Source organism: Streptacidiphilus sp. PAMC 29251, from assembly GCF_054208735.2.
Window position 1 is genome coordinate 3,849,132 of the sequence record NZ_CM135725.2, and the last position, 12,565, is coordinate 3,861,696.

Annotated in this window: 8 protein-coding genes and 1 pseudogene; 6 read left to right on the top strand and 3 right to left on the bottom strand. The window is 72.2% G+C overall.

Going from position 1 to position 12,565, the window contains the following annotated elements:
* The first annotated feature begins 7 nt into the window (after positions 1-7).
* A complete protein-coding gene (locus ACXKR8_RS18010) occupies positions 8-1,222 on the top strand; it encodes an FHA domain-containing protein (protein ID WP_458273927.1) in 1,215 nt (404 codons plus the stop codon).
* A 12-nt stretch (positions 1,223-1,234) separates the two neighbouring features.
* Here the strand turns inward: ACXKR8_RS18010 and ACXKR8_RS18015 are convergent, their stop codons facing one another.
* From ACXKR8_RS18015 to ACXKR8_RS18025, 3 genes are all read right to left on the bottom strand, one after another.
* Positions 1,235-2,032, bottom strand: a complete 798-nt coding sequence (locus tag ACXKR8_RS18015; RefSeq protein WP_458273928.1) for a hypothetical protein — start codon at positions 2,030-2,032, stop codon at positions 1,235-1,237.
* Between the two features lie 71 nt (positions 2,033-2,103).
* Entirely contained in the window at positions 2,104-2,877 is a 774-nt protein-coding gene (locus ACXKR8_RS18020; RefSeq protein ID WP_458273929.1) for an SDR family NAD(P)-dependent oxidoreductase, read from the bottom strand.
* Positions 2,874-3,578, bottom strand: a complete 705-nt coding sequence (locus ACXKR8_RS18025) for a DUF4386 domain-containing protein (protein ID WP_458273930.1) — start codon at positions 3,576-3,578, stop codon at positions 2,874-2,876. The genes ACXKR8_RS18020 and ACXKR8_RS18025 overlap by 4 nt, the downstream gene beginning before the upstream one ends.
* Positions 3,579-3,655: 77 nt before the next feature.
* Between ACXKR8_RS18025 and ACXKR8_RS18030 the strand changes: the two genes are divergently transcribed.
* From ACXKR8_RS18030 to ACXKR8_RS18050, 5 genes and pseudogenes are all read left to right on the top strand, one after another.
* Entirely contained in the window at positions 3,656-4,135 is a 480-nt protein-coding gene (locus ACXKR8_RS18030; RefSeq protein ID WP_458273931.1) for a MarR family winged helix-turn-helix transcriptional regulator, read from the top strand.
* A gap of 200 nt (positions 4,136-4,335) precedes the next feature.
* Complete coding sequence (locus ACXKR8_RS18035) at positions 4,336-7,512, top strand: chitobiase/beta-hexosaminidase C-terminal domain-containing protein (RefSeq protein WP_462100570.1); 3,177 nt, start codon at positions 4,336-4,338, stop codon at positions 7,510-7,512.
* 140 nt (positions 7,513-7,652) lie between these two features.
* Positions 7,653-9,403 (top strand): annotated as a pseudogene (locus ACXKR8_RS18040) (RNA ligase family protein).
* A complete protein-coding gene (locus ACXKR8_RS18045) occupies positions 9,403-11,655 on the top strand; it encodes a poly(A) polymerase (RefSeq protein WP_458273934.1) in 2,253 nt (750 codons plus the stop codon). The pseudogene ACXKR8_RS18040 and the gene ACXKR8_RS18045 overlap by 1 nt, the downstream one beginning before the upstream one ends.
* A 43-nt stretch (positions 11,656-11,698) precedes the next feature.
* Positions 11,699-12,562, top strand: a complete 864-nt coding sequence (locus tag ACXKR8_RS18050; protein WP_458273935.1) for a patatin-like phospholipase family protein — start codon at positions 11,699-11,701, stop codon at positions 12,560-12,562.
* Positions 12,563-12,565 lie beyond the last annotated feature (3 nt).

Below are 12,565 nucleotides of genomic sequence, written 5' to 3' on the forward strand. Positions count from 1 at the left end.
GCCCGGCATGGGAACAGAGTCGCACCTCTCCCTGGATCCTGCGGCTGCGGACTTCGCCGTGGATATGTCCAATGTGATGAAGACCGCGGACCTCTGCAGCGGCCGACCGGTCGATCTGGCGCGGTTCGTGTGCCTGATCGACGGGCTGATCGCATACACCCGGGACGAGACCGTCCAGGTCTACGCCGTGGCCGACGCCTCGCTGCTGCGTGACCGGCGGCTCGGCGACGACGAGCGGGCCACGCTCAGGCACTGGTACCAGCAGGGGCTGATCGAGGTGATGGACGTGGCCGACGACCGGCTGATCGAGCTGGCGGACACCACCGGCCAGGCCGTCGTCAGCCGGGACAACTACAAGGAGTACTGCCGCAGTTACCCCTGGATCGCGGGCAACACCGACCGCTTCTTCCGGCCCTGCCCCGGCCCGGACGGGGTCGGCGTGGGGGTCGAGCGGCGGGTGATGCCGGTGCCGGGGGAATGGGAGATCGCCCGCAAGGAGGAGGAGCACCTGCTGCTCGGCGCCGGTATGTACGACCGCAGCGGCGGCACCGGACCGCGCCGGGCGCTGCTGTCCCGGCGCTGGAGCTGCCCGGAGGGGGACTGCCCGCTGTTCGGGACCGAGCGCGGGGACTACCAGCCGGTGCCCAAGTACCGCCACGGCGTGGTGCTCTGCCCGACCCACCAGCTGCGGCTGCTCGACATCGGCCCGTACCCGCGCCGGGTCCAGGTCAAGGCGCGGGTGGACGGCACGGTGCGGACCCGCTTCCTGGTGGCGCCCAAGCAGGAGGTCGCCGTGGGCCGGATGCCGGGCGGCGAGGGCATCGCGCTGGCCGGCTGGGTGCACACCGGCGACGAGGGCGGCGGGAGCCGGGTCAGCCGCAGCCATGTGACGCTCCGCTGGGACGGCTGGAAGCTCCGCGCCTGCGACACCAGCCGCAACGGCACCACCATCCGCCGGGTCCGCCCGGCCGCGGAGGAGTTCCGGCTGCCGCCCGGCGAGTACCGGCGGCTGCGCCCCGGCGACGAGATCGTGCTCGCGGACGGCATCGAACTCATCGTCAGCGGACGGGAGTTCATCTTCGAGGAGGCGACCGAGGCGGAGACCCCGCCGCCCGACCTGGCGGACCGGCTCCGCGAGGAGGCCCAGCAGGAGACCGAGTTCGCCCTCGACAGCAGCCTCTTCGACCTCCCGGGCACCATGGACGGGCCCGAAAGCCCCTGAAGCCCCTGCGGGTCAGCCCTCGGCCGCCGGGTCGCTGCCGTAGAGGCCGGACGCGGCCAGCGCCTGGGTGGCGGCGCAGTCGGCCTGGTCGTCCAGCGGCGCCGGCCAGACCTCGACCAGGCTGCTGATGGTGGCGGACGGGGCGAGCCGCAGGTAGTCGCAGATCCCGTCGACCCGGACGGCGCCGGCCAGCACCCCGTCGGCCGAGGTGGTGGCCGGTTGCAGCTCCGGCGCCGAGGCCGCGCCCGGCAGCGCGGCGAACTGGGCCCGGAGCAGCTGCTCGGCACCGACCGGGGTGGCCGGGAAGTCATTGGGCCGCTGCGAGGTGGCTGCGGTGTCCACCCGGCCCCGGTAGAGGCTCAGCGCGCGGTCCACGGTGCCCTGATCGGCCGGGCAGGCCGCGTGTTCCCACGCCACCGACCAGGAGCCGACCCCGAAACTGACGCGGTAGCAGTTGACGTCCTGGTCCCCCGGGCCGGGCTGGTCCAGCCCGAGCATCAGCTCGGCCTGGTTCTGTCCCCCCGCCGCGGACAGCGACAGCAGTACCCCGCCGCGCTGCTCGGCCTGGTTCACCAGCGTGCCCTCGGTGAAGGGGCCGCCGAAGGTGTCCCCGGGCGAGTAGAAGCCGGTGGCCAGGTCCTGGCGGAGGTCCGCGCTGATCTCGTCGGCAGCGCCGTCGGTCCGGAGCACGCTGACAGGCGGATGCTGGTGGCTGTGGACGGTGTGGGCGGCATAGACGTCGCCCGACACCGTCAGCGCCGCACCGAGCACGCACGCCGCGACCACCACAGCTGTCCTTGGTCGAGCCATGAGCCACTCCCCCTCGTACCAACCACTCACCGGCGCAAGCAGACTACTCGGCCCCGCCGACCCCGCGACGGTCAGTGGGTGATCCGGCCGCCGGCCACATCGACGGTGAGGCCGGTCAGCCAGGAGGCCGCGTCGGAGGCGAGGAACAGGGCGGTGGCCGCCACATCGTCGGTGCTGCCCAGCCGCCGCAGCGGGTGCAGCGCCGCGACCTGCTCCTGGACCGCGGCGGGCATCCGCGCGAGCAGCTTCTCGGTGCCGATGGAGGAGGGGGCGATGCAGTTGACGCGGACGCCGTGCGGGCCCAGTTCCGTGGCCAACTGCCTTGTCAGCATGACCAGTCCGGCGTTGGCCACGCCATAGGCGAGGTTGGCCTGACTGGGCTGGCGGCCCGCGGCCGAGGACATGGTGATGATCGATCCTGTGCCCCGTTCGACCATGCCGCCCGCGCCGCCCAGGAACGTCCTGACGGTCAGAAAGGCCGAGGTCAGATCGGAGTCGATGACCTCGCGCCAGCGCTCCTCGGTGAGCCCAGCGGTGGGCGCCGGCGCGCCCTGGCCCCCGGCGAAGGCGGCGAGGACGTCCACCGGGCCGAGCCGGGCTTCGACCTCGGCCCGTACCCGCTCCAGCGCAGCGCTGTCGGTGACGTCGGCGACCGCCCCGATCGCGGTGCCGCCGCCGGCCGTGATCCCGCCGACGACGGCGTCCAGGGCGTCCCGGTCCCGGCCGACCACGCAGACCTTGGCACCCTGCCCGGCGAAGGCCCGCGCGGTCTGCGCGCCGATGCCGCGCGAGCCGCCGGTGACCAGGACGGTACGGCCGGACAGCTCGGAGTAGGTCGCGGTCATGCGGTCACCCCCTCGACAACCGCCACCGGAGCGGCCACGGCGGACGTACGGACCCGGGTCCGCGGCAGCACCGCGGCGGCCCAGACCAGCCACACCGTCCCGCCGAAGCGGACCACCGGGAGCAGGTACTGGAAGCCCGTCCCCAGCAGGCTCAGCGAGGCGAGCATCCCGACCGCGGCGAGCAGCAGCCCCACCCAGGCCAGGACGCGCGGCAGCAGCCCGGCGAGCAGTCCGGTCACCGACATCCCGGCGATCAGCAGCGCGAACATCACCACATACGCCGGGCCCCCGGCCAGGAACGACAGGTCGGCCAGCGCCCGGGCCAGCGCAGGCCCGGCGTCGGCGGACAGTCGGCCGCCGGTCCAGGCGAACAGGGCGCTCAGGGTCAGCGCCGAGGCCGCGAGGACCCCGCCGACCAGGGTGATCGCCGAGCCGGGGGCGGTGATCCCGAGCGCGCGCAGCCGCCGGTAGAGGACGGCCGCCGAGATGACCAGCGGAATCGACGAGGAGAACAGCAGAAACGAGCCGAGCTTGATCGCGGTGCCATGGGCCTGGGCGTACTGCAGGACGGCGAGGCCGGAGGCGTCCGGGTGCGGGGTGGAGCGGTTGGCGATGACGGCGCCGAGCGTCAGCGCGGCATAGGCCAGGACCGGGGCGAGCAGCGGCGGCCCCGACTGGGGCCGGCGGGTGGTGGCTGACATTGTTCCTCCTCAGGAGAATCGTTCCCCTCAATAATGATTACAAAGCAGAACGATTGTCAAGGAAGTACTATCTCCCCATGAACATGAACGCCCGGACCGGCGGCGCCGCCTTCCTGCTGGCCCAGCTCGGCGCCCATGCCGCAGCGGTCTTCGCCGCGCGGATCGCCGACATCGGCCTGACGCCCCCTCAGGCAGGCCTGCTGCGGCTGCTCGCCGCCACCCCCGGCCGCAGCCAGCGCGAACTCGCCGGCGACCTCGGCATGCCGCCGAGCCGCTTCGTCCCCTTCGCGGACGAGTTGGAGGGCCGGGGCCTGATCGAACGCCGGCGCAACCCCGGCGACCGGCGTCTCTACGCCGTGCATCTGACCGAGCAGGGCACCGCGCTGCTCGGCGAGCTGGGGCAGGCCGGCCGGGCCCACGAGGAGCAGATCTGCCAGGGCCTCACCCCCGAGGAGCACGGGCAACTCACCGCACTGCTGCGGCGGATCGCCGACCAGCAGGGGCTCAGCCCCGGCGTCCACCCCGGCTTCCGGACGCTCGGAGGCGGGAAGGCCTAGAACGGCTCAGCGTTCAAAAGGTGAACTCTGCGCAACTTCTTGACGGCCGGTCACGTTGGAATGACACTGCTTCACGGATCCAGGACTCCTGTATCAGGTGATTGAGAGCGCTTCCAGGGCAAAGATTCCAAGGTCTTGTGTCGGGCGAGAGCTTGCATCCTGCTCAGAGGTGTCATCAACGCTCCCTCCGTGCCGACCTGGTGATTCACTTCACGAACCCAGGCGAGAGGACCCCCACCCATGCGCAGATCCACCTCTCCCAAAAGAACGCGACCGAGGTCGCGCCAACGGGCCGTCGCGATACTCAGCGCCGTCGTGCTCGTCCTGGCCGCGCGCTGCTCGGGCTCGCCGCGAACGCGGGAACCGCCGCGGCGGACGCGTCCGACTACACCCAGAGCGTCGCCCAGCTGAACTCCACCCAGGCCCAGATCAGCTTCGTCCCCACCACGCCCGCGGTCTACGTCGACGTCCACTACCTGGTGAACAGCGGCAGCCAGCTGAACGTCCGGATGACCAACACCTCCGGCACCTGGACCCAGACCGTCAGCTCGCTGACCACCGGATCCACCATCGAGTACTGGTTCACCTACGAGAAGAACGGACCCCAGTACGACACCCCGCACTTCACGTACACCCAGGGCGGCAGCGGCACCACCCAGGTCGCCACCCCCACCTTCAACCCGGCCGGCGGCACCTACCCGACCGCGCAGTCGGTGACCCTGGCCGACACCACCTCGGGCGCGAGCATCCGCTACACCACGGACGGCTCCGTCCCCACCGCGACGTCGACCCTCTACGCCGCGCCCTTCACCGTCTCGGCCAGCACCACCGTCAACGCCATCGCGATCAAGTCCGGCCTCACCAACTCCGCCGTGGCGACCGCGACCTACACCATCAGCACCACGACCACCTCGCCCGACTTCACCCAGTCGGTCACCCAGCTGAACACGACGCAGGCGCAGATCTCGTTCACGCCGACCACCCCGGCCGTCTTCGTCGACGTCCACTACCTGGTCGACGGCGGCGGTCAGCTCAACGTCCGGATGACCAACACCTCCGGCACCTGGACCCAGACCGTCAGCTCGCTGACCGCCGGGTCGGTGATCCAGTACTGGTTCACCTATGAGAAGAACGGGCCGCAGTACGACAGCGCCCACTTCACGTACACCCAGGGCGGCGGCAGCACCGGCACGGTGCTCACCCCGACCTTCACCCCGGCCGCCGGGACGTACACCACCGCGCAGTCGGTGACCATCGCCGACAGCACCTCCGGCGCGAGCATCCGCTACACCACGGACGGCTCGACCCCCACCGCCGGCTCCACCCTCTACAGCGCGCCGATCACCGTCTCGGCGACCACCACGGTCAAGGCCGTCGGCATCAAGTCCGGCCTCACCAACTCCGCGGTGGCCACCGCCGCCTATGTGATCGGCAGCACCGCCGCCGTCGCCACGCCGACCTTCAGCCCGGGCGGCGGGACCTTCGCCACCGCCCAGTCGGTGACCCTCGCCGACAGCACCTCCGGTGCGGCCATCCACTACACCCTGGACGGCTCGGCCCCCACCGCGAGCTCCGCCACCTACAGCGCGGCGATCACCGTCTCCGCGACCACCACCATCAACGCCATCGCCACCAAGTCGGGGCTGGCCAACTCGGCCACGGCGAGCGCGACCTACACCATCGGCGCCACGGTCTGCCCGGCCCAGTCGGACACCCCGAACTTCGGCCCGAACGTCCACATCTTCGACCCGACCATGTCCAGCGCCAGCATCCAGGCGACACTCGACGCCCAGTTCGCGCAGATGAAGGACACCAACACCGCGCAGTTCTCCGAGAACCGGGTGGCCGACCTCTACAAGCCGGGCACCTACAGCGTCGAGGACAACGTCGGCTTCTACACCTCGGTGGCCGGCCTCGGGCAGAACCCGGACGACGTGACCATCAACGGTGACGTCACCGTCGACGCCTTCAACACCGAGGACGCGGGGCAGGCCACGCAGAACTTCTGGCGCTCGGCCGAGAACCTGGCCATCAACCCGAGCAGCGGCAACGACCGCTGGGCAGTGGCCCAGGCCGCGCCGTTCCGCCGGATCGACGTCCACGGCGGGCTGCAGCTCTACCCGGCCAGCTACGGCTACGCCAGCGGCGGCTACGTCGCCGACACCAAGGTGTCGGGTCAGATGGCGTCGGTCTCGCAGCAGCAGTGGTACACCCGGGACAGCAGCCTCGGCAGCTGGGCCGGCGGCGTCTGGAACATGGTCTTCTCGGGGACCACCGGCGCACCGGCGAACACCTTCCCCAACCCGCCGGAGACCACGCTGGCCACCACCCCGGTCTCGCGTGACGTGCCGTACCTGTACATCGACAGCACCGGCAAGTACCGGGTGTTCGAGCCCTCGCTCCGCACCAACGCCTCCGGCCCGAGCTGGGCGAACGGCAGCACCCCCGGCACCTCGGTCCCGATGAGCCAGTTCTACGTGGTGAAGGCGGGCGACACCGCCGCGACCATCAACACCGCGCTCTCCCAGGGCTGCAACCTGTTCGTCACCCCGGGTGTCTACCACCTCAACCAGACGCTCAATGTGACCAAGGCCAACACGGTCGTCCTCGGCATCGGCTACCCGACCTTCGTGCCCGACAACGGGGTCAACGCGATGTCGGTCGCCGACGTGGACGGGGTCCGACTCAAGGGCCTGCTGTTCGACGCCGGAACCACCAACTCGGCCGCGCTGCTGACCGTCGGCCCGAGCGGCTCGGCCGCGAGCCACGCGGCCAACCCCACCACGATCCAGGACGTGTTCTTCCGGATCGGCGGCGAGAACGCGGGCAAGGCGACCACCAGCATCATCGTCAACAGCAATGACACGATCATCGACCACATCTGGGCCTGGCGCGCCGACCACGGCAACGCGGGCACGGTCGGCTGGACCATCAACACCGCCGACAACGGACTGATCGTCAACGGCAACAATGTCGAGGCGACCGGGCTGTTCGTCGAGCACTACCAGAAGTACGAGGTCACCTGGAACGGCCAGAACGGCAAGACCATCTTCTTCCAGAACGAGATGCCGTACGACGTGCCGAACCAGGCCGCCTGGATGAGCCCGACCGGGGTCAACGGGTACGCCGCGTACAAGGTGGGTGCCAATGTCACCACCCACGAGGCGTGGGGTCTCGGCAGCTACTGCTACTTCAACATCAATCCGGCGGTGAACTCCTACCATGCCTTCGAAGTACCGAATGTGGCGGGCGTGAAGTTCCACGACGCGCTGACCGTCTCGCTCGGCTACGTCGGCACCATCACCCATGTCATCAATGACACGGGCGGGGTGACACCCACCGGCACCGTCCCGGTCAACGTGGTCAGCTACCCCTGACCTGACCTGACCGGAAGCTCCTGACTGCCGGCCGTTCCCAGCTCCTGCTGGGGGCGGCCGGCGGTATTTCGTTGGCTCCGCCGCGGCGGTGGCTCCTACAGTGGGTGACCGGAACAGACCGTCGTCGCTGGGAGCACACCGTGCGTACGCACTACCCCCGTACGCCACATCTCCCCTGGTCACCTGGGGTGGCGGCGGACGACGTACGGGTCGGCGGCGGCGCCTGGACGGCCGGGCTGCGGGGCCGCGAGGTGGTGGTCACCGAGAAGCTGGACGGCGAGAACACCACCCTCTACCGGGACGGCCTGCACGCCCGCTCACTGGACTCGGCCCACCACCCGTCCCGGACCTGGGTCAAGAGCCTGCAGGGACGGGTCGGCCCGATGATCCCGGACGGCTGGCGGATCTGCGGCGAGAACCTCTTCGCCCGGCACTCGCTCGCCTACCGGGAGCTGGACAGCTGGTTCTACGGCTTCTCGGTCTGGGACGACGAGGACCGCTGCCTGGACTGGGATCTGACCGTCCGTTACCTGAGGCGGCTGGGGATCCCCACCCCCAGCGTGCTCTGGCGAGGCGAGTTCGACGAACGCGCGCTGCGGGCGCTGCGGTTGGACCCGGCCCGGCAGGAGGGCTACGTCGTGCGCACGGCCGCAGGCTTCGACCGGGCCGAGTTCGGGCAGCGGGTGGCCAAGTGGGTGCGGCCCGGACATGTGCAGACCGACACCCACTGGATGCACGCCGCCGTGGTCGAGAACGGCCTGGGCCCGGCCGCCGCCCTATGGACCGTACGCTCCGGCGGCGCGGCCTCCGTCCCGGAGCTGCTGGCCGCCCTCGGCGGGGTTTCGCTGCCGACCACGACGGAGCAGGCCGAGCCGGTCGTGGCCGAGGCCGCCGCCAGGCTGGACCTGCTGGGACGGACCGGGGACGCCCGACTGTCCGGCGTCCTGGCCGCGCTGCTGCACGGCGCCTACCGGGGCAGCTGATGCCCCAGCTGGTGGCCCCGCTCGGGATGCCACTGTCGCGGGCCGTCGCGGACCTGGTCGGGCTGCACACCGGTCTGCAACTGCCCTATCCCGAGGAGCGGCGGCCGGGCGGACTGGTCCGGCTGGCGATGGCCGCCGATCTGGGCGTGCTGCACGCCGTCGCCGGGGCGGTCCTGGCCGGGCGCCCGGCCGGCGAGACCGCTGTGGCCCGGGAACAGGTGGAATGGTCCGCCCTGCATGCCGAGGAGGCGGGGCTGCTCGGCGAAGCGCCGCTGCGGCCGCTGCGGTCCGGGCTGCGCGAGGCGCTCGCCGACCTCGACCCCGCCGCCGCGGACCGCTGCTGGGCCGAGGCCCGCGACGCCTGCGCCGGCCGGGGCCGAATCCTCGGCGTCGACGAGGCCGTCGCCGCGACCTGGCGCTGGCGCTCCGGGGACTTCCCCCGGCTGGTGCACCTGGTCGGGCCGTCCGGTAGCGGAAAGTCCAGCTTCGCCGCGCAGTTGAAGGGGATCGACACCCGGATCTCCCTGGACGACCTGCGCTCCGCCCGTGGCTCCCGCGCCGACCAGCGCGCCAATCCTGAGCTCCTGAGGGAGGGGCTGGACCAGCTGGACGCCGCCCTGGCCGCAGGCGGAACCACGCTCTGGGACGCCACCTCGCTGAACCAGCACCAGCGCTCCCTGGTGCACGCGGTCGCACACCGCCGCAATGCGCTGACCACGCACGCGGTGCTGCTGGTCGAGGAGGAGGAACTGTTCCGGCGCAACTCTGTCCGGGCCGACCCGCTGCCGCCGGAGGCGCTCACCGCGCAGTTGCACCGGTTCGCGCCGCCCTACCCCGGCCAGGCAGCACGCACCTGGTACGTCGGCCCCGGCGGGGCGGTCGAGGACACCGATGGAACGGAGCCGTAGTGCGCACCAGTGACGAGATCTACCAACGGGTGCGCTGGGATCCGCAGTTCGACCCGGCCAGGTTCGTGCTGGGGGTGAACCGGCGCGGGGCCGCTCCCAAGCGCGTCCCGCTGCCCGCGTTCGTCCCCGGCGGCGACATCCCCTGGCACCGGGTGCTGTTCATCGAGGCGGACGGCGAAGTGGTGTGGGACCGCGCCACCGGCATGGACCGCATCGACGCGACCGAGGCCGGCCGGGTACGGGAGCCGCGCCGCCTCCGCGCGCCGTTCTTCACCGCGGTGGCGCCGCAGATCTGGGACCCGGCCGTGGGCTGGCGTCCGACCAGCGCGGATGACCCGGTGGTGGCGCCCACGGCGACGACGCTGCGGGTGCTCACCTGGAACACCCTGTGGGACCGCTACGACAGCGCCGCCATCGCCACCGCCCGCCGCCGTCCGCTGCTGCTGGCCGCCCTGGAGGCGGCGGACGCGGACGTCATCGCGCTGCAGGAGGTCGAGGCCGACCTGGCCGGTCTGCTGCTGCGCTCCCCCTGGGTCCGGGCCCGCTACACCCTGGGCACCGACCCGTCCGGGAAGGACATCGACGACACCGGGCTGCTGCTGCTCAGCCGACTGCCGGTCCGCGAGGCGGCCCGGCACAGCCTTGGCCCGCACAAGGCCGTCACCGCCCTCACCGTGCTGACCGGAGCTGGGCCGCTGGTGGTGGGCGCCACTCATCTGAGCAGCGACCACTCCGAGCGCGGGGCGGACCTGCGGCAGGCCGAACTCGCCCGGCTGGCCGAGGTGTTGGCCGGGGTGGACGGCGATCTGATCCTGGTCGGCGACTTCAACGACGGCCGGGACGGACCCGAGGGACCGGCCGCCGTGCTCGGGCTGCGCGACGCCTGGAGCGAGGTGCACGGGCCCGAGGACCGGACCCCCACCTTCGATCCCACCGTCAACCCACTGGCTGCGGTCTCCTCGCTGTCCGGCCGGGTCTCCCGGCTGGACCGGATCCTGCTGCGGACCGGCGGACCGCGCGCGACGGCGGCGGTGCTGCGCGGCAACACACCGACTGCGGACGGGCTCTACCCCTCCGACCACTACGGCGTCCAGGCCGAGCTGACGACCGGCGGCACGGTGGCGGAGCCTCCCATGGCCACGCTGTCGGCCGCGCCGAGCAACCCGGCCGAGGAGGCCCGGGCGCGGCAGCTGGCCCGTGCCGTCGCCGAGGCCCTGCCCGAGGGTGTGGTGCACCTGGTCGGATCGCGGCGGACGGGCTGCGCCCTGGCCGGGGCGGATCTGGACCTGGTGGCCGCGCTCCCCGGCCGGGTGGACCTGGCGTGGCTCCAGGCCAGGCTGGCCGCGGCCCTGCCCGACGCGACCGGGATCCGCCAGGTGACCGGCGCGCGGGTGCCGGGCCTGCGCTTGCGGTCCGGGGAGCTGGCCGTCGACCTGGTCGTGGTCGCCACCGGCTCCCTCGCGCCGGCCGAGGCGGTCGCCCGCCGGGCCGAACTGGGCGAGGCCGCCGCGATCGCGCTGAGCGCGGTCAGCGACGCGGAGGCGGTCACCGCCGCAGTCGTGGCGGATCCGGCTGGATTCGCCGTGCTGGCCCGGCAGGTCAAGGCCTGGGCGAAGGCACGCGGGCTGGACTCGGCCCCCTTCGGCGGCCTGCCGGGCCTGGCCTGGTCGGTGCTGGCCGCACGGACCGTACGCGATGCCCCCCACCTGTCCCCCCAGGAGCTGCTGCCGTACTTCTTCGGCAGCTGGGCCGCCTGGGACTGGCGCGAACCGGTGTCGCTGGCACCCCACAGCGTCAGCAGATCCGCCGCAGCGGTCTCCGTACTGACCCCGAGCGAGCCGGTCCGCAGCTGCACCGAGCAGGTCACACCCGCCACCCTGGACCTGCTGACCCAGGAGCTCTACCGCTCCTGGGAGCAGCCGGACGCCGCTCCGCCTTCCATGACGGATCGTCATAGCGCTTGGGCAGTGCTGTCCCTGGACTCAACCGACGCCGAGGAGTTCATCCGGACCCTCGGCCGGATCAGAGGCCGGGTCCGGGCCCTGCTCGCCGCCCTCGCAGACGCCGGATCACCCGACGCCCAGGCGTGGCCGAACCCCTTCCCGGCCGGCCCGACGTCCTGCTCCTACGCCATCGGCCTCGGCCGTACGCCCCCGAGCGAGGCCCGGCTCGGCCGGATCGCCGCCGACTGGAGCCGGGGGCTGCCCGGAGTCCGGCTCGTCCTGGCCGAGACTCCTCCTCCTGGGATCTGACCGGGATCTGATTTTCCCGGCGCAGGCAGGGAAGGGATGGGGAATGCCTGACGCCACCGAGACCGAGACCGAGTCCGACCTGCCCCGCACCTGCGCCTTTGTGCTGGGCGGAGGCGGGGCGCTCGGGGCCTGCGAGGTGGGGATGCTGCGGGCGCTGCTGGAAGCGGGAGTACGGCCGGACCTGGTGGTCGGCACCTCGGTCGGCGCGATCAACGGCGCCGTGGTCGCCGCGAACCCCACCACCGAGGCCGTGGAGCAGCTGGCCGGGCTGTGGAGCAGCCTCGGCCGCTCCGGGGTGTTCTCCGGCTCCGTTCTGGGACGGGTCCAGGTGGCCGCGCGCAGCCGCACCCATCTCTACTCCTCGACCCCGCTGCGCCGGCTCCTGGAGGAGTACCTGCCGGCCGAGCGGATCGAGCAGCTGCCGGTGCCGTTCCAGTGCGTCGCGGCCAGCATCGAGCGGGCCGCGGAGCACTGGTTCAGCAAGGGGTCGCTGGTCGACGCGGTGCTGGCGTCCTGCGCCGTGCCCGGACTGCTGGCGCCGGTCGAGGTCGACGGCGAGCACTTCCTGGACGGCGGGCTGACCAACAGCATCCCGGTGGGCCGGGCGGTGGCCCTGGGCGCCCGCACCGTCTACGTGCTCCAGGTCGGCCGGATCGAACAGCCGCTGCGGGTGCCGCGGCTGCCTTGGGAGGTGGCCTCGGTCTCCTTCGAGATCGCCCGCAGACACCGCTTCGCCCGGGACATGGAGGACCTTCCGCCGGGCGTCGAGGTGCACGTCCTGCCCAGCGGCGGCCCGGTCGGCCGTACTGGCGCGGCCGCACAGCTGCGGCACCGCGACTTCGGCCTCTCCGCGCAGCGGATGGACCGCGCCTATGAGGCGTCGGCCGCCTACCTGGCCGCCCGTTGAACC